The sequence below is a fragment of the Blautia sp. HA9023 genome (assembly GCF_056504095.1).
Genome location: NZ_JBWLUR010000007.1, coordinates 22702 through 39154, shown reverse-complemented (window position 1 = coordinate 39154; position 16453 = coordinate 22702). Strand labels below are relative to the sequence as shown.

At 42.0% G+C, this 16453-nt stretch carries 22 protein-coding genes and 1 pseudogene; all 23 read right to left on the bottom strand.

Features of this window, described 5'->3' with window-relative positions:
* Positions 1-1480, bottom strand: a 1480-nt coding sequence (locus AC04Q6_RS09965; protein ID WP_476389670.1) for a VirB4-like conjugal transfer ATPase, CD1110 family, incomplete at its 3' end; no start/stop codon positions are given.
* The gene (locus AC04Q6_RS09960) at positions 1362-1826 is read right to left on the bottom strand and encodes a PrgI family protein (protein WP_055268321.1); all 465 of its coding nucleotides are present in this window, start codon (positions 1824-1826) and stop codon (positions 1362-1364) included. The genes AC04Q6_RS09960 and AC04Q6_RS09965, both read right to left, overlap by 119 nt.
* A 23-nt stretch (positions 1827-1849) precedes the next feature.
* The gene (locus AC04Q6_RS09955; protein WP_476389669.1) at positions 1850-2719 is read right to left on the bottom strand and encodes a VirB6/TrbL-like conjugal transfer protein, CD1112 family; all 870 of its coding nucleotides are present in this window, start codon (positions 2717-2719) and stop codon (positions 1850-1852) included.
* A gap of 12 nt (positions 2720-2731) precedes the next feature.
* Entirely contained in the window at positions 2732-2947 is a 216-nt protein-coding gene (locus AC04Q6_RS09950) for a Maff2 family mobile element protein (RefSeq protein ID WP_017144663.1), read from the bottom strand.
* A gap of 121 nt (positions 2948-3068) precedes the next feature.
* On the bottom strand, positions 3069-4955 hold the full coding sequence (locus AC04Q6_RS09945) for a VirD4-like conjugal transfer protein, CD1115 family (protein ID WP_476389668.1): 1887 nt from the start codon (positions 4953-4955) through the stop codon (positions 3069-3071).
* On the bottom strand, positions 4952-5443 hold the full coding sequence (locus AC04Q6_RS09940; RefSeq protein WP_054752943.1) for a PcfB family protein: 492 nt from the start codon (positions 5441-5443) through the stop codon (positions 4952-4954). Before AC04Q6_RS09940 ends, AC04Q6_RS09945 begins: the two co-directional genes overlap by 4 nt.
* Before the next feature lie 82 nt (positions 5444-5525).
* Positions 5526-6320: an ATP-binding protein gene (locus AC04Q6_RS09935; protein WP_118046439.1), complete on the bottom strand. Its 795-nt coding sequence runs from the start codon at positions 6318-6320 to the stop codon at positions 5526-5528.
* Positions 6320-7138, bottom strand: a complete 819-nt coding sequence (locus tag AC04Q6_RS09930; protein WP_008688052.1) for a replication initiator protein A — start codon at positions 7136-7138, stop codon at positions 6320-6322. Before AC04Q6_RS09930 ends, AC04Q6_RS09935 begins: the two co-directional genes overlap by 1 nt.
* 9 nt (positions 7139-7147) lie before the next feature.
* Positions 7148-8026 carry a replication initiator protein A gene (locus AC04Q6_RS09925; RefSeq protein ID WP_476389667.1) on the bottom strand — a complete coding sequence of 293 codons (879 nt, stop codon included), beginning with the start codon at positions 8024-8026 and terminating at the stop codon, positions 7148-7150.
* Positions 8019-8411, bottom strand: coding sequence for a hypothetical protein (locus AC04Q6_RS09920; RefSeq protein ID WP_008688048.1), 393 nt, complete (start codon positions 8409-8411; stop codon positions 8019-8021). The genes AC04Q6_RS09925 and AC04Q6_RS09920 overlap by 8 nt, the downstream gene beginning before the upstream one ends.
* 13 nt (positions 8412-8424) lie before the next feature.
* Positions 8425-8823 carry a single-stranded DNA-binding protein gene (locus AC04Q6_RS09915; RefSeq protein WP_005344165.1) on the bottom strand — a complete coding sequence of 133 codons (399 nt, stop codon included), beginning with the start codon at positions 8821-8823 and terminating at the stop codon, positions 8425-8427.
* Between the two features lie 13 nt (positions 8824-8836).
* A complete protein-coding gene (locus AC04Q6_RS09910; RefSeq protein ID WP_008688044.1) occupies positions 8837-9235 on the bottom strand; it encodes a hypothetical protein in 399 nt (132 codons plus the stop codon).
* Between the two features lie 131 nt (positions 9236-9366).
* Positions 9367-9786 (bottom strand): DUF6050 family protein, encoded by a 420-nt coding sequence (locus AC04Q6_RS09905; protein WP_017144664.1) that lies wholly within the window; start codon positions 9784-9786, stop codon positions 9367-9369.
* A gap of 4 nt (positions 9787-9790) precedes the next feature.
* On the bottom strand, positions 9791-10720 hold the full coding sequence (locus AC04Q6_RS09900) for a ParB/RepB/Spo0J family partition protein (RefSeq protein WP_117577932.1): 930 nt from the start codon (positions 10718-10720) through the stop codon (positions 9791-9793).
* Positions 10701-11495 (bottom strand): ParA family protein, encoded by a 795-nt coding sequence (locus AC04Q6_RS09895; protein ID WP_117577930.1) that lies wholly within the window; start codon positions 11493-11495, stop codon positions 10701-10703. Before AC04Q6_RS09895 ends, AC04Q6_RS09900 begins: the two co-directional genes overlap by 20 nt.
* 2 nt (positions 11496-11497) lie before the next feature.
* Positions 11498-12244, bottom strand: coding sequence for a hypothetical protein (locus AC04Q6_RS09890; protein WP_008688040.1), 747 nt, complete (start codon positions 12242-12244; stop codon positions 11498-11500).
* A 206-nt stretch (positions 12245-12450) separates the two neighbouring features.
* Positions 12451-12681, bottom strand: a pseudogene (locus AC04Q6_RS09885) (sigma-70 family RNA polymerase sigma factor); the annotation flags it as partial.
* A 2-nt stretch (positions 12682-12683) separates the two neighbouring features.
* Positions 12684-13109: an anti-sigma F factor gene (gene spoIIAB, locus AC04Q6_RS09880; protein ID WP_015526893.1), complete on the bottom strand. Its 426-nt coding sequence runs from the start codon at positions 13107-13109 to the stop codon at positions 12684-12686.
* Positions 13093-13452 (bottom strand): STAS domain-containing protein, encoded by a 360-nt coding sequence (locus AC04Q6_RS09875; RefSeq protein WP_118071094.1) that lies wholly within the window; start codon positions 13450-13452, stop codon positions 13093-13095. Before AC04Q6_RS09875 ends, spoIIAB begins: the two co-directional genes overlap by 17 nt.
* Before the next feature lie 125 nt (positions 13453-13577).
* A complete protein-coding gene (locus tag AC04Q6_RS09870) occupies positions 13578-14903 on the bottom strand; it encodes a hypothetical protein (RefSeq protein WP_118071095.1) in 1326 nt (441 codons plus the stop codon).
* Positions 14904-14913: 10 nt separating this feature from the next.
* Positions 14914-15066 (bottom strand): hypothetical protein, encoded by a 153-nt coding sequence (locus AC04Q6_RS09865; RefSeq protein WP_015526890.1) that lies wholly within the window; start codon positions 15064-15066, stop codon positions 14914-14916.
* Positions 15063-15731 carry a glutamate ligase domain-containing protein gene (locus AC04Q6_RS09860; RefSeq protein WP_476389666.1) on the bottom strand — a complete coding sequence of 223 codons (669 nt, stop codon included), beginning with the start codon at positions 15729-15731 and terminating at the stop codon, positions 15063-15065. Before AC04Q6_RS09860 ends, AC04Q6_RS09865 begins: the two co-directional genes overlap by 4 nt.
* Complete coding sequence (locus tag AC04Q6_RS09855) at positions 15706-16362, bottom strand: Mur ligase family protein (RefSeq protein ID WP_476389665.1); 657 nt, start codon at positions 16360-16362, stop codon at positions 15706-15708. Before AC04Q6_RS09855 ends, AC04Q6_RS09860 begins: the two co-directional genes overlap by 26 nt.
* Positions 16363-16453 lie beyond the last annotated feature (91 nt).

Here is a 16453-nt window from a genome sequence, read left to right as displayed (position 1 = left end):
CCCTCTTTGCTGAGAAGGACTTACCGGAACCTGGTGTACCAAGAATCAGTCCATTTGGGTTCTTCAGACGTTTCCGATCAACCATGATCATGTTGTTGGATAATGCATTCAATCCATAATAAAGAGCTTCCCCTTCCTGAAACAGTTCCTGTGTCGTAAATGGCACGAAGATCGCTGTTGAAGATGTGGTAAGCCCTCTCTGAATTTCAATTCGATTGACTCCAAGCGGAATACAGGACATGAGTGCTGCTTCCTGCTGATAATCCAGCTGTTTTAAGGAACAGTTATATTTCTGTGCGATCCCCTGCACCTGGAAAATATTATTATCCAGCTTCTGACGCTTCTTTGCGGTATTCATTACCAGAACTGTCACAAGGAACATTCTCTCATTTCTGGACTGCAGATCTTCCAGCAGATTCTTTGCCTCTTCGCCATAAGTCACAAGGTCCGATGGAAGCACGTCCATATCATAACCGGAACGTACCGCACGCTTCTGCTCTTCGATCTTCATCTTATCAAGATCAGAAATCTTACTCTTGATCATCTTGATTGCTGAACTCTGATCAATGGACTGGATATGAATGTTGACATTGATGCTGTCATCCACATCCAGAAAATCTGCAAGCATCCGGTCTGTCAGCTCCGGTGCAAGAATCTGAAGGTAACTCACACTTCCCATCGTTCTTCCCATCAAAAATGTCTGATTCTTGGAAAAGTTAAAGGAAGTCGGTGCAATAAAATCTTTGGTCTTTAATCCGGTTTCCGGAAGCATCTTGTACTGGAACTTAAATGGTTCAATCCGATCCTGGTTGAACACATGATACAGAATCTCCAGCCTTTCCAGTCCATTCAAAGAATGTGCCTGTGCTCCCAGAACCTTAAAGTTATTTAAGATATCTGTTTCGATTCTTTCAAGCCTTGGTCTTGCTACCTTCAGACTTTCTGCTTCAATTCCAAAAGTGATATACTTCGTCTTTACCAGACCATTATTTCCTTTGGAAAGCTGATTTTTCAGCATAGTACGGTATTCTTCACGAATGGCATTGAAGTCATCGTTCTGATCCGGAATATCAATACTTTTCTCAAATTCTGCCACATCCACCTGCTGATTGATAAAGGACAGCTGCACACTGATGGAAGAATCAAAGTAATTTAAGAAATCACAGTAATTCTCAAATATCGTGGTCTTATCCTCATTTAAAGCCAGCTGATAATTGATGTCATAAAACTGAATCGTCTTAGAGAAAAAGGTCTTTGTCACCTGGCAGATACCATCCTGCAGCATCCGAATATACGGAATGCTCTGCTGTGCAGTTGTAGGAATGCCTTTCTGTTTCCTGCGATCCCGTTCCTGTTTCTTCTTACGCTTTTCCTGTTCTCTTTCTTTTCTGCTTTTTTTGTTTCTTCTTTCCTGACGGTTTCTTTTTTCCGCCAGAGACAGACGCTCCTGCTGAGCCTCCTGCTTTGTCTTTTTTGCCATCCGGCACACCCTCCTTTTTTACAAGGGTGGAAATCTCCTGATAAAAATTTTCTGTCTTATATGGTCTTACCGCTGGACAGATAAACTTCTGTCGAATGATATTTGCCACCACTTTTTCAAAGGGAAGCCCGTCTTTTTCATACATTGCCATGAAGAAAAATGGAAGCATGATCGTTACCATCAGAATGGCAGCAATACTGGAACCGATTGGTTTTCTCATGAACAGATAAAACGGAATCCCCACAACTGCGGCAAGTGAAAAGAAAATCAGCTGCCGCTTTGTCAGATTTAACGCTACTTTTGTTTTGACCTTGGTAAGGTCTTTTGGTACTGGTACATACGCCATGGTATGCGCTCCTTTCCTGCCCGTTAATGGGCATTGAATATTGATTTGCTAAGGCTTCCGGTCTTGAATAATGAAAATGCAAGAATCACGGTATAAGCCGCTACTGAAAACATTGCTGCATGAAGGTCACTGGATATGGTCATTGCATTTACTAAAACTGCATAAATTCCCACACAGACCATCATGAAGAATCCCTGAAATGCCAGTGCGAACAAGCCTTTTAAATAGTTGTTTCCGATATTGCCCCATTCCTTATTGGTCATGGTGGCAAACGGAATTGGTGCTATGGAAGTATAAAGGTAAATTTCTATCATTCTTCCGAACAAGATTACCGTAATGATAATTGACAGAATGTGCATGGTAACACTGATCAACATCGTTTCCATGGATAGCAGGAACAAATCCCCTAACTCCATATCCTCCAGGGCATCCACAATCCGTGAAATTGCTTCTGTTGCATCCACCGCAGTGTTTCCTGATATCACCCCGGCGGCATTGTTGACCACATGCTGGCCAACATCAAAGACCGCCATCGTGATATTGAACGTATTTGTCACCAGATAAACGGCTACATACGCTTTGAAGATCCAGAGGAAAATGTTATAAGTCTCAAATTCATGGAAATTGTTTTTCTGTGTTACCATCGTGATCAATTCATAGCACAGGACAAAGGTGATGATCAGTCCCGCAATGGGGACAATCACCGTTTGGGATATATTCTGAATCAGATTAAAAATCCCTGCATTCCATCCCTGCGGTGTCTGCCCCACCTGCCCGGCTATGCTTCCCACCTGCTCATTGACAGACGTGAACATGTTATCCAAACTTGACTTAATAAGCCCGATCAGGATATCCTTTATCGCTTCCGTAATTCTCTCAATGATGGTGTTCATCTACCACTCCTCTTAAGAGAACAATGTTGCCAGCTGTGGAATCAGGGTAGTTCCCAGCAGCATGATTCCGGCACCAGCCATCAGCTGTTTGATGCCCTGGCTCTTAGCGCCGGGATTGTCATTTCCATATCCTTCCAGAAGGTTTACGACACCCCACACGCCAAGACCTGCGCCGATTGCGACTACAAGAGTTTTTAAAGTTGTAATTGCACTGCTAAAAAATGCCATATACAGTCACCAAAACTGACTTCTTTCAGGTGTTTACGGGAATGAAAAAACACCGACTAAAAAGCCGGCGCACCTAATGTCAGTTATTCCTTTCCTCATTATTTTTCGTTCATTCCCAAGGTTACTCCGACAGCTCTACCTGAATTACCTCCACCTCTTCTTCGGGTTTCGGTGTGTACTGCGGATTTGACTCTTTTTCTACTTTGTACCGGTTCTTCTCGTTTTCATCTGCAAGAAGCCGATAGTTTTTGTGTTTCGTGATATCATATTTATCCGAGAAAAATGGTCTGGCACCACGGATCTGCAGGATACATTTTCCTCCATCCATGACTGCAATCTCATCTTCCGTCATCAGCTGTTTGCCTGTTTTCTGGTAATTCAATCCAAAGGACTTCTGATTACTCCTCGTCTCCGAAGTGTTATACAGATCAATGGTTTCCTTCCCCAGAAGCTCACTCATTTCCTTTAAGGTAGTTTTCTCTTTGCCACCAAGAAAAAGTGTAGTATCACAGTTGCCCAGAATGGTATCTGCACTATCCTTATACATTGCCTTTAGCTGACTCTGGGACTGCAAAATAATAGAAGCAGAGATTTCCCTGCTTCGGATAGTTGCGATCAGCTTATCGAACTGAGGAATCTGACCAATGTTTGCGAACTCATCAGCGATGACACGCACATGCACCGGAAGTCTTCCACCATATTCATCATCTGCCTTATCGCAAAGCAGATTGAAAAGCTGTGACTGTAACATGGCAATCACAAAGTTAAAGGTTGTATCTGTGTCGGACATAATCAAGAACAAGGCTGTTTTCCTATCCCCGATCTTATCCAGTTCCATTTCATCGTAAGACATGATCTCACGAAGTTCTGCGATATCAAATGGGGCAAGTCTGGCTCCACAGGATATCAAAATCGACTTCGCCGTTTTACCAGCCGCCATTTTATATTTTTTATACTGTCTGACCGCAAAGTGCTGCGGATCTCTTTCTTCCAGCTCCTGGAACATCATATCCACAGGATTCTGGTAAGTTTCATCCTCTTCACGGGTTTCGCTTTCGTTCAAAAGATCCAGAAGGGTATTCAGATTCTTTTCCTCTTCATCCCCTTCATACCAGATAAAAGCAATCAGTGCTGTGTACAGCAATTTCTCTGCTTTCACCCAAAAATCTTCGGAAGCTTTTTCCCCTTCGCCTTTGGTATTCACAATGATTGTTGTCACCAGCTTCAAGATATCTTTTTCAGACCGTATATAAGCAAATGGATTGTAATGAAGCGATTTTGAAAAGTTAATGGTATTCAAAACCTTAATCACATATGGCTCATGAACCACTTTTCCAGATTTATCTTTCATAATATTTCCATTCTTATCTCTCTTAGGCGATCCCTTTGCTAACATCTTCCCGCACTCCTCAATGAGAGTGCCCTTTGGATCTGTAATGACCATGGAACAATTCATCTGCATGACCGACGGTTTCACGAAAAATCGTGTCTTACCGGAACCACTACCGCCAATAACTACAATATTTTTATTTCTTGCATATTTCGGTTGTTTTGGTCGACTTTCCATAGTCAATGCTTCTGTTGCTGTCAACGGAATATTCATCCAGGGATCATCTGACATATAAGGCTTGATATCCTCTGCAGTTCCCCATCTGGCTGAACCATACTCGATTCCCTTCCGAAGTTTCTTTGCATCTGACTGTTTCTGCCAAACCAATAGTTTCAAAATAACTGCGACAGTAACTCCAACCAATAGATCTCTCAGGTCAAAGCTCAACAGAATCCCTGTAAAGATCCGATCTGCATGTTCCATCGCATATAACAGTTTGTTCCCTATATCTTCTCCAGGACTGCTCCTGTATAAGCAGGATGCCCGGTCCGCATAAAAAGCGGTCAGAACATAGGGAAGATTTGTAAGAACCAGTTTCTTTTTATCCAGGGCGGACAGCCTGACCCCAGCTTTATTCTTCCACTTCTGCATCAGATTATTGCCGTTTTGTTTCTTCATCGGCTCTGTTCCTGATGTCGGTTCTTTACTTTGTCCTTCGTCTTCTTTGGCATCATTGCCCGGTAAGCTGCAAGACGCTTATGAATGGAAGGTTTATTCGCTTTTTGAATCTGTTTCTGGGAAAACTCACGGAAAGCAGCATTGAGGGCATCCTGATCACGTCCCTTGAAAAATACCAGATAAACCGGCGGCTCTTTGCTCTTGTCTTTTTTCAGAGCATAATTGATCCCATATTTTCTGGCATACCGTTCAAAGGACTTGATATTTTTGTCCGTGATCTCGATATTGACCATCCCGGCATTCTGTTTTGCCAGCTCTTTTACCGTGACCTTTCCCTGTTTCGGCTGATTTTTCTGTGCTTTCTTCTCTACTGATTTCTGCTTCTGATGACGCAGATACGCAACAAGAACCTTTTTCAACAGGTCTGCCGTAATCTTAGTAGCCCGAATACAGAACGTGACCGTTTTCTGAGTTACCTCTTCCTGCATGACTTTTCCCTCCTTTCAGCGATTCAACTGCTGTCCAAATCTGTAATCATGGCAATCACCCCCTTTAATGAAAAAAGACAGATTAACCGGTAATCAGGTTCTGCACCTGTACGAGTTTTTCTGTCCCTTCTTCTTTTCTCTTATCTTCTCCACCACAATAGATGGGAACACACATTTCAAGTATTCTACTGTAAATACGCTGATGGGCAGTATCCAAATCTGTGGACTTCATTTCATTCAGTCCCAGATTCGTTGTTATGATCAGCGGAAGCATTTTACAATAGCGGCTGTCTATCACATTATAGACCTGCTCCAAAGCAAACTCGGAATTTCGTTCTATTCCCAAGTCATCAATAATCAGCAACGGATAATCCACAAGATTTTGTATAATCTGGTTCTTATCTGCCTGATAGCTGGTCATTTCATTTAAGATCCTAGAAAAATTTGTCATCATGACACGTTCTCCCTGTTCCAAAAGTGCATTTGCAATACAGCCTGCAAAGAAACTTTTCCCGGTTCCAACCGGTCCCATCAAAAGCAATCCTACATTTTTTCTCTTCATATCTGTCCAGTTTTCTACATACTGCCTGGCAATTAGTATCTTCTGGTTGCTTCCGTTGTCATTTTCAAATTTCCATTCCCAGAATCTTCTTTCCCGAAGTCCGACGGATTTTCTCTGATAAAGCTGCCGCTGTGCTTCTTCCCTCTGCATCTTCTCATCCAGTTCCTGCCTGGCTTTTACCTCGCATTCGCACAAACAGGACACTACATGCTCAAAACCCATCAGACTGACTTTCATCTGTTTTCTTTTTCCACAGATGCCACAATGAAGACATCCCTCTTCGTCCAGATAATCTGCTATTACTTTGTTTGCCATCACAGGCTTTCTCCTTCCTGAAATTCATATTTATCCATTCCTATCCTGGTTCCATCCCTTTCTGCCCAAAGACAGATTGTTGCAAAATGGTTCTGATATTCTTTTCCACTGGATTTCATATAAACAGAAAGATGATCAATTCGTTTCTGGTAATCCCATGGAAAAAGCATCATCAACTCCCGCAGTTCAGCTTCCGACAGAACAACATTTTTAAATCTCCCATACAGACTGAATTTTTCTTCCAAAGCGTGAGTATTGCCCTTACTCTTATCAGTATGATTCTTTTCAGTCTTATTTATCTTAGTATTACTTCCATCCAGATTCTTGCAGTCCGGACTTCTATTTTTTTGCGTTCCGGACTTCCAGTTTCTTGCAATCCGGATTTCCAATTCTTTGCAGTCTGGATTTCCAGTTTCTGGCGTTCCAGAAGCAACGTATCTTACTGGCTTTCCTCTGATCCGTTTCACAAAATTTTTCACATATATGACAGAAGGACGATTATTCCCCTGCCGATACCGTTCGATCAATCCAATCCCATGCACACTGTCAAGCTCATAAAGAAGCTTTGTTACTGTTGTATGCGACATTCGCAACAGCTCCTGCAATTCTGCAATCGTGTAAATGATATAGACATAACCATCACTGTCAATCCAGCCATTTTTCTTGGACAGGCTGATTCGATCAAGCAGAATTCCATAAAGGAGCTTTGCGTCTGTGGACAGGCTTGCAAACTCTTTTTCTGTGAACAGAGCTTTTGGTATCCGAAAAAAAGAAAACTGGTCAGATTCTTCTGCTCTGAAATATTCAAAATCTGCCATAATATTTTCCTACTCTTCTACATCAAAATCACAATTTGCTGCACTGCCTGTACCATGACACATCTCATCAAATACAAAATTGAATGATTGAATCATTTCGTCCAAATAATAATTTCTGGCCTTCTTGTTACAAGCATACATATCACCAATAAAGCCTTCATCATTCCCTATCGCATGAACAAGGGTTTCCAGTACCTTCATAAACTTCTTTTTTGAACAGCTTTCATACTGTCTGTTCACATATTTCTGGATATCTAACACACGAGCAGGATTATTTTCATTTTCCTCCAGAATTCCAAATGCAAGATCCATACCAAACTCATATCCATCAGCCTGAATTTGATCAATATCCATCTCTCCAAGCTCATCCTGGTATCCTCGCTTTTCCATTGCAGTTAAAGACGTTTCATATTGATCAATATATCCCATATCCGCAATAGTTTCAAAAATATCTCTGGATGCTTTCACCATCTTATCCATAATAATTTCTCTTTCAGCCAGCGGCATATTTGCCATGATAGTATCTAATGTCATCATTGATTCTTCCTCCATCTCATTTTCATAAATACCATTGATATAAAAGTGGTTCGCCTTTCCATTGTTTGGAATGATACGCACCAGTTTACCAACCTGAACCAGTTCCTGTACTGCCTGATCTACTCCATATCGAGTCGTATTCAGGTCTTTCTTTATTTCACTTTTGGGATAGATAACAAACAGATTCCCGTTATGATCTACCCAGCCATTTTGCACCGCAAATTTCAAACGATCCAGAAATAAGCTGTATAGAATCTTTGCTGTATTTGACAGATTTTTGTATTTTTCCATCTGAAACAGCACCTTTGGCACCTGCAGACAATCTACCGGCATATACTCCATCTTACTCATTGATTGTTTCCTCCTTCTGTTTGTACAGCACTTCGGCTGAATTAATATTGATTTCCAGCATCCCTACAAACACCTGATAGTACAGCAGGCATATCTGTTCATCCTCTCTTGCCAGATACAATCCTTCCAGTTCATTGGACGGATGTTTCATTCCGTATACTGCCTGACAGATATCATGGATTTTCTCACATTCCACACTTCTAAGATGCATCTCCAAGGTGTGATTAAATCTCTGCCAGTCCTCCAGTTTCTGATTTACTGCCATCATGCACTGGAACAGTTCCGCTGCTTCACATGCTGCTGACAGCACTACATTTTTGTTGTTGATACTTCCATCGGCATTTTTCATATGCCCTACCATATACGCCTGATCTACTGAAACCATCTTTTATCCTCCTCTATCTAAACGGCATTTCTTCTTCCATACCCTCTGGGATCTCTAAGAACCCTTCCGCATCTTCTGGAAACGGTGGTCTGTCAACCATTTTTGCACCTGCGAATTCAATCCGGTTTGCATACACTTCGGTGGTATAGATCTTTTTCCCGGTATCCTTATCTTCATAATTACCTGTGACAATCTCGCCTTCCACCATGACCTTCGTTCCCTGCATCAGATAATCTCTGGCAAATTCTGCTTTCTTTGCAAAAGCCTTTACCGGAATGAAACTGACTTCATCGGAATAATTTCTTCTGACTGCCAGAACGAACTTGGCAATCTTATGAAGTCCTTTTTCATTCTCCACTTCGTTGTATCCGGGATTTCTTACTAATCGCCCGGAAATAACTGTTGTATTCATTGGCTTACCCCTCCTATGCTTTCATTGATTTGTAACAGATACCGATACATGGTCCACATTTTCCATAGGCACATCCGTAACATTCATCTTTTTCCAACTCTTCTTGCTTCATTTCATCGGCAAACATTCCTAACAGTGTTGTGTAAATCTTTTTCATTGCCAGGAATTTTTCTTCTGCTTTTTCCATCTTCTCTTTGTAAAATGGGATCAGTTCACGAAGAACTGGATGGAAACGTTCATTTTCATCATCCCAGGCACAGGTTTTCATCATACAGCGTGGCTGTTTCTCATAATTGCCCAGATAATATGGGCAGAACGTACAGCCTCTTTCTTTAACAATTGCCACCGGAATCACTGGCATCTGACTTTTGATTTCCTTTGTTACATGCTTACTTTCAATTCGCTCTCTCATCTTAAAAATCCTCCAAGAATATATATATTTGCAAAAGGGAATTCCCCTGAATTGCCTGTTTTTAAGCACAAAAAAAGAGGCAGACTTACGATTTTTATTTTCGCAAGCCTGCCTCTTATCAATCTAATATTCTATTTTCCAATGACATACCGTATAAACACGTATATCGCTCTGATCACATACACTGGAATCATGATGCTTCCAATCAATGCTCCAATAATGACACTTAATGCAGCCATCCCAAGTGTTGCTGTGGTATCCATTCCTCTCGGAATTAGAATCAACCGCATTTTATGTATTCCAAATGGAAGTCCGGCAATAAATACCCACCAGAACCAATCCGTCTGCCCACTGACCTTCATAATTGTTTTTGTCATCCAAAACCAGAATACCATAAATGCCAGTGGCAGAATTGATTTTTTAATTACATCTCCAATCGTCATTTCTTTCGTCCTCTTATCTAATCTGTTTATCTTCTGTACTTTAGAAAGATATGCCTGATATCTTTGCATCTGTCTATCATTATATCTTATTTGCTTTTCATATTCCACTTTATCATCCCCTTTGCTCTGTTTGTGCTTTCCACGAATCTAATAACTGGAAAATTATTTTTTCGATTTGCTCTTTCTTGTAATCTGGTGGAAAATATTTTTGCAGTTGCTTTTCTGAAAAACTGATTTTCTGATAATTCACTTTTGCTTCTCCTCTAAGAATTTTCTCTATATCTTCTCCAGTCAATTCTTTTTGCTGGCTAAGGTCTTTCAGTTTTTTTGCCTGAGATCCATTTGGCATTTTCTTTGTTGTTCCTATAAACGCCAGTAACAATGACTGCTCATTACTTTTCAAATAAGATAAATCAACTGCAACAGTAAATGGCAATTCATTTTTATCTACAAACTCCAGCAAGTAATTCGACAAGTAGGTCAAGCGTATATATCGTTTGATCGTACTCATTGTCTCTCCGACTTCTGTGCCAACCATCTCAGCTGCCCATCTTTTTTTCAACTTTGGTTCAACTTGGACCAAAGTTAAATCAGTCCGTCTACCCTGACGTTTCAATGCTTCATACTTCATGCGGTATGCAAATGCCTTCTCACTATATAGCAGATTTTCTCTTTGAATGTTGGAATCGACCATAACCACAGTTGCTTCATCATCAGACATATCTCTGATAATGACCGGCATTGTTTTCAGTCCTAATTCCCTGCAAGCATATTTTCTTCTGTGTCCCACAACTAATTCATAATCCTTTTCCCCTGAATTTGAAGGTCTTGCAATTCCTGGCACAAGAACTCCATATTCTGAAATACTTTCAATCATTTCCTCCATTTTATCATCCCTAAACACTTTAAACGGATGATTCTTGAATGTATCCAACTCGTCCAGCGGAATTTCTCGCACACACTCCTGCTCCTCTGACAATCCGAATAATGCATCTACCCCTTTGAATTTTATCTTTGAAGCACTACTTTCTTTCACTGCCATCACCAATCACCTCCTCTACCAATTTTTTATAAGCTTCGGCAACACGACCTTTCGGATCGTGTTTATAAATACTTACTCCCTCAGCACTCGTCTCTGCTGCCCTTATCGAAAACGGGATTGCAGTCTTGAAAATATTGATATATTCGCCATAATTATCATGAAGCAACTCTATAATCTCTTTTGAAAAATTCGTTCTTCGATCTACCATGGTAAGTAAGATTCCGTCAATCTGAAGCTTTCGATTTATCTGCTTTCTAACTTTATATATGGTCTGCATCAACTGTTCCAATCCTTTAACAGGAAGATAATGTGCCATAACCGGAATGATAACCGAATCAGCTGCTGCAAGAGCATTTACAGTAAGCATTCCTAGCGATGGCATATTATCAATCAGGATATAATCATATTCTGGCGAAATTGTCTTGATAAACTGTTTTAACACATATTCTCTGCTCATAACATTTACCAGACTAACTTCTACCCCAGACAGTTCAATATTTGCCGGAAGAATGTCTATTCCCTCTTCATGGTGAAGAATTCCATATCCTTCTGGTAATTCAAGACCATTCATTTCACAATGAAGAATTGTCGCTACTGTTATTTCTAATTCATCTGGATTCTGATATCCAAGACTTTCTGTTAAACTTCCCTGTGGATCAAAATCTATTGCCAGAACTTTATATCCTTTTTTTACCAATCCGATTCCTAAATTCACACAGGAAGTTGACTTTGCGACACCACCTTTTTGATTGACTATTGCTATAACTTTTGCCATCTCTATTTCCTCCCGATTCGTAATGTATGTTTTGAAACTGCTTTTTCTGCCTTTTTCTGATTTTCAGCCTGCAATGTTAAATCATGCGTCTTTATCAGCAATGCCTCAAATCTTTCTTTTTCTTCCTGCTGTTCGTGTGCTGTCAAATCCGTTTCCAAATTCGTTTTTTGTGAAACGCTCAACTTATTTCTAATATTATATGTGTCATATCTTCTTCTAATGCAATTCGCTTCTACACCGGACAGTGTAACCAACTCTGACCAGGAAGACACTTTACATCTTCTTGCAATCGTTCCCCATGATGGTGTTTCTGGATTTCTACAAGCATCATATATTTTTGACGTTGCCGGTTGTATCCGTTCAAATTCGTTTTTAAATATTTCCAAAAAATCATATTGATCATCCACACACCTTGTTCCATGACGTCCAATCCTTACGTATTCCATCTCACCATAATAATCATTTAGAAATTCTCTGGCTGTTTTTCCAAAAAGCTTTTCAAAGACCATATGGCTTGGTAGCTCTTTATGGCTGTCACACTCTTTTATTCTCGGTGGTATACCATTATGAGATTCTGTCCATTCATCTAATGCTTCATATACACTGGCTGCATCCCATCTATCCAATGGCGTGGAAGAATATTTTTTTAGTGCCTGTATCACTTCCACAACTTCCTCCGTCTGTGGCAGACATTGCAGTAATTCGATTGCCTTGGGTATGGCTTTTCTTCTTGTCATAATTCTTGCCATAAAAAAACCTCCTTTGAATGGTCATCATCTCATTCAAGAAGGTTCCTATCAGAAACAATTCCGAATTATTTTCAATATCTTATCTATACTGTTATTTCAACATAAGATATCGAAATGTACATCTGACAGCACTGTTTTTTTATCCAATGCCTTTATCAGAAATCCCTTATTTTAAGGCTTTTCCGGTCATTTCCTTTATCGTACTCTATTGGAACTGCATAGGTGGAAAATTTCACATCATAGGACATGTCAAACTTATCCACTGCTTTCAGAAGTCCGATGCTGCCGATCTGGAACAGATCCTCCATCTCCACCCCACGTCCCAAAAAACGCTTTGCCACACTGTATATCAGCCCTGTATTTTCCTCAAACAAAAGATCTCTTGCCGCTTTATCCCCCTGGTGTGCACGCCCGATGAGGACAAGAGTACGATCCATAGTTACCTCCTGATGATCTTTTTCATGTGCACAGTAGTTCCACGACCAACCTCCGATTCCACCTGAAGCTCATCCATAAATGCCTCCATGAATGTAAACCCCATACCGGAGCGGTCTTTATCAGCCTTTGTGGTAAACAGTGGCTCCATGGCTTTTTTGATATCCGGGATCCCGGCTCCGTGATCCGTTACATCTACCTGAAGCTCCTGCCCTCGGAGACGACATTCTACCCGGATCTTATGTATCTCCCCTTCATACCCGTGTATGATGCAGTTGGTCACTGCCTCCGATACTGCGGTCTTCAGATCCGAAATTTCTTCCAGCGTAGGATTCAGCTGTGTGCAGAATGAAGCCACAGCCACTCTTGCCAGTGCTTCATTTACCGGTCTGCTGTCAAAAATGATCGTCATTTCATTTGTGTTTTCCATCATAAACACCCTCCTGTTCGCCTGCCGATTTTTCACTTCCACAGATTTCAATATATTTTCCCACTCCGGATAGCCGCAGAAGCTTTGCAATATGACTGTTCACATTGATAACCTGCACACATTTCCCCCTCATGCCAAGTGCCCGATATCTCCCCATCAGCAGACCGATTCCGGAACTGTCCATAAAAACGGTCTCTGAGAAATCAAAGATCATATTTTTTATATAGTCATGTCCAATAATTCGGTCTGAATCTCTCCGAATCTCATCAGAAGCCGGATGATCCAGTTCCGCCGGAAGATGTACAGTCAGCACGGTTCCGGATTTTTCAAAACCTGATGTCATTTTATCATTCCCCCATTTTTGATTTTTTATTCCATTTTTTATGACCAAAGGGTAAAAAAAGAGGAATGCGCCAACGCACATTCCCCTTATCCGAGGTTTCTCCTCTGTATGAGTTATGATCTTTTTTATTCTGTATAACCGTCATCGTAAGAGGAATCCTCATATCCTCCGTCACTGTAGCTGCTGTCTTCTCCGGTATCTCCGTCAGAGCTCTGTGTATCCTCTCCATCCGAAGCAGCGGCATCAGCTCCTGCTTCAGATGTTCCATCTGTGCTGCTGTCAGCACTTGCCGTTCCGTCAGAAGCTCCGCTCTCGATCCCGCTTACACCGGTCTTTCCGCTGATAGTACTGTAGATCCCCTTTGCAGAATCTGACAGTGTATCCACATATACCTTCTGGAGCTCCAGCGCTGCTGTATCCAGATCATCCTGCTGCATGGCAGTATATGCATTAAACAAAGCCTCATAGCTCTGACTGCGTTTCTGCTCTTCCTCTGCCTGCTTGGCAACTGCATCTGCCGTATCACTGGACTGGGCAGCTTCTCCCTGAGCTTTGGTGAGCTCCACGCTCTGGCTGGAAAGAGAATCACTGTACTGTATGATCTGCTGATTGGCCTGCCTGTAAATATCCTGTTTCACAGCCGGCAGTACAAGGAGCCAGAATGCTGCCGCCCCTGCCGCAAATCCAAGTACCGTGGTAAAGAAAAGTGATATCTTTGATCTTTCTTTATAAGACGACGGCCTTACAACGATTTCTCCTGAAATATTATCATTCTCATTTTTTTCATTTCCAAACAAGCCCTTACGCCCTTTTTCCATCTTTGTGGTAACACCCGTCTGCTCGTCAACTTCACGCAGGAAACGAAGTGTGGTGGTATTGGTCTTGTCGATCCTGGCTGCTTTTTTCAGGGTTCTTCTCGCCTTATTCCACTCCTGATTCTTCATCTGGATCAGAGCAAGAAGATGATACCCCTTGATCAGCTTGGGATTCTGGGACAGGATCTTTTTCAGGCGGATGGCCGCCATATCCTCATGGCCTTCCCTGCACATGGCGAGGGCATTGTTATATTTCTTGATGCTTTCGTTGATTGTTTCCAGTTTGTTCTGGTTTGCCTGAAGCCTGGCAATATATTCTGAAGCCAGATTTCGGTTCTTCTGGATATTCTTGCTGATGACCCACTCACTCAGTGCGGCAACCACCTCACCGGTCTCAAAATATACAAGACCAAGAAGATTTCTTGCACGGATATTCCGTTTGTCATAAGCAAGACTTTGCTTCAGACAGCTGATCGCCCCGGACAGATCCCGGATGCTGGCTTTTTCCAGCCCCTGATTATAATAAAGCTTGGAAAGATAATCCACCTTCTTCTGGATCAGTACATTGGCTCCACAGTGCGGACAATAATCCAGATCTGTATCCGTCAGGAACGCTCCACAGTTTATGCAGTTCATCCACTTCTCCTTATCTTACACGTCTGTTGCTCTTGACCTCACGCAGCATCTCCTGGAGTACATCCATGATATCTGTGATCTCCCGGTCATAAATGACACCTTCTACATCTGCCACATCCAGACATGGTTCAAATTTCTTCAGTTCCTCTTCGTAATCGATCATAATTTTTTCCTCCTGATCACAGCCTTGATCTCACCGACCAGATAAAGGGATCCTACACAGAACAGCATTCCATCCTCACCTTTTTCCTTTACTGCCCGTTCAAAAGCTGCTGGAACATCCTCTATTGCTTCCACTTCCGGTACTCCGTCTTCACGGAAGATCTCCGCAAGCTCTTCTACCGGAACTTTACGGTATCCGCCTACCTGTGTGACGATCACATGTCGAAAACGGATCCTGCTACAGATCGTGCGGATCATATCCGTATAGTCCTTGTCATCCACTGCGGAAAACAGTAGAGTCAGAGGAAATTCCTTCTGGAAATGTTCTGCTGTCTCTACAAACTTCTCAACACCGTCTTCGTTATGTGCGCCATCCACGATCACACCCGGAAGAACCGTTTCCATCCTTCCCTGCCAGCGTGTTTTTGCCATACCAGCCTTCAGAGCCTCCAGAGATACCGGAATCTGATCTTCCAGTACCTGAATGGTTTTCACCGCAAGAGCTGCATTCATAACCTGATAACGGGCGATAAACGGTATATCAAATACGGTATCGCCATATGTCTCGTCCTTAAGAGAAAACCGGATTCCATCCTTTGTGATCTTATGGATCTCTGTGTCTTCCCGTTTCAGCTCATAATCATGGACATCCCAGCTTCTCTGCATGCTCACGCATCACTCCGGCCGCATCCGGATCATTTCCATCGTAGATCACCGGAACCCCCGGCACCATGATCCCTGCCTTCTCTCCTGCGATCTCGGAAACTGTATTTCCAAGATACTGCATATGATCGAGGCTGATGGATGTGATCACACAGGCTGCCGGATTCTCCACAGCAGTGGTTGCATCCAGACGTCCGCCAAGACCGGTCTCCAGTGTTACATAATCCACGCCGGCTTCTGCAAAGATCACCATTCCCATCAGAAGGAGTGTCTCAAAATAGGTGGGATGATAGCTACCCTCCGCAACCAGCTCATCGGAAAGCTTTTTAACTTTTTCAAAAGCACAAAGGAAGGTATCGTCATCGATCACTTCCTCGTTGATCTGAAAACGCTCGTTGATCTCCACCAGATGAGGAGATGTAAAAAGTCCGCAGGAATATCCTGCTTCCCGAAGGACCGATGTGATAAAAGCACAGGTACTTCCCTTTCCGTTGGTTCCTGCCACATGGATCACACGGAATTTCCTCTGCGGATCTCCAAGTCTTCTTAAACATTCTCTGGTATGGTCCAGGCTGTTCTTAGTAGTAAATCTCGGTATATCTTCAATATACGCAACTGCTTCTTCGTAATTCATAAAAAAAACCATCACTTATCTATAATGTATTCGTAAAGAACTTTTGGGGAGAAAAGCTTCTCCCCTTCTGTTCGTTACGATACCATTATAT

What these genes read in the sequence shown, in the direction of transcription:
- AC04Q6_RS09960 (WP_055268321.1), bottom strand. Translation starts at nt 1,826, where the DNA reads ATGGCGTATGTACCAGTACCAAAAGACCTTACCAAGGTCAAAACAAAA.
- AC04Q6_RS09955 (WP_476389669.1), bottom strand. Translation starts at nt 2,719, where the DNA reads ATGAACACCATCATTGAGAGAATTACGGAAGCGATAAAGGATATCCTG.
- AC04Q6_RS09950 (WP_017144663.1), bottom strand. Translation starts at nt 2,947, where the DNA reads ATGGCATTTTTTAGCAGTGCAATTACAACTTTAAAAACTCTTGTAGTC.
- AC04Q6_RS09945 (WP_476389668.1), bottom strand. Translation starts at nt 4,955, where the DNA reads ATGAAGAAACAAAACGGCAATAATCTGATGCAGAAGTGGAAGAATAAA.
- AC04Q6_RS09940 (WP_054752943.1), bottom strand. Translation starts at nt 5,443, where the DNA reads ATGCAGGAAGAGGTAACTCAGAAAACGGTCACGTTCTGTATTCGGGCT.
- AC04Q6_RS09935 (WP_118046439.1), bottom strand. Translation starts at nt 6,320, where the DNA reads ATGGCAAACAAAGTAATAGCAGATTATCTGGACGAAGAGGGATGTCTT.
- AC04Q6_RS09930 (WP_008688052.1), bottom strand. Translation starts at nt 7,138, where the DNA reads ATGGCAGATTTTGAATATTTCAGAGCAGAAGAATCTGACCAGTTTTCT.
- AC04Q6_RS09925 (WP_476389667.1), bottom strand. Translation starts at nt 8,026, where the DNA reads ATGAGTAAGATGGAGTATATGCCGGTAGATTGTCTGCAGGTGCCAAAG.
- AC04Q6_RS09920 (WP_008688048.1), bottom strand. Translation starts at nt 8,411, where the DNA reads ATGGTTTCAGTAGATCAGGCGTATATGGTAGGGCATATGAAAAATGCC.
- AC04Q6_RS09915 (WP_005344165.1), bottom strand. Translation starts at nt 8,823, where the DNA reads ATGAATACAACAGTTATTTCCGGGCGATTAGTAAGAAATCCCGGATAC.
- AC04Q6_RS09910 (WP_008688044.1), bottom strand. Translation starts at nt 9,235, where the DNA reads ATGAGAGAGCGAATTGAAAGTAAGCATGTAACAAAGGAAATCAAAAGT.
- AC04Q6_RS09900 (WP_117577932.1), bottom strand. Translation starts at nt 10,720, where the DNA reads ATGGCAGTGAAAGAAAGTAGTGCTTCAAAGATAAAATTCAAAGGGGTA.
- AC04Q6_RS09895 (WP_117577930.1), bottom strand. Translation starts at nt 11,495, where the DNA reads ATGGCAAAAGTTATAGCAATAGTCAATCAAAAAGGTGGTGTCGCAAAG.
- AC04Q6_RS09890 (WP_008688040.1), bottom strand. Translation starts at nt 12,244, where the DNA reads ATGGCAAGAATTATGACAAGAAGAAAAGCCATACCCAAGGCAATCGAA.
- spoIIAB (WP_015526893.1), bottom strand. Translation starts at nt 13,109, where the DNA reads ATGGAAAACACAAATGAAATGACGATCATTTTTGACAGCAGACCGGTA.
- AC04Q6_RS09875 (WP_118071094.1), bottom strand. Translation starts at nt 13,452, where the DNA reads ATGACATCAGGTTTTGAAAAATCCGGAACCGTGCTGACTGTACATCTT.
- AC04Q6_RS09870 (WP_118071095.1), bottom strand. Translation starts at nt 14,903, where the DNA reads ATGAACTGCATAAACTGTGGAGCGTTCCTGACGGATACAGATCTGGAT.
- AC04Q6_RS09865 (WP_015526890.1), bottom strand. Translation starts at nt 15,066, where the DNA reads ATGATCGATTACGAAGAGGAACTGAAGAAATTTGAACCATGTCTGGAT.
- AC04Q6_RS09860 (WP_476389666.1), bottom strand. Translation starts at nt 15,731, where the DNA reads ATGCAGAGAAGCTGGGATGTCCATGATTATGAGCTGAAACGGGAAGAC.
- AC04Q6_RS09855 (WP_476389665.1), bottom strand. Translation starts at nt 16,362, where the DNA reads ATGAATTACGAAGAAGCAGTTGCGTATATTGAAGATATACCGAGATTT.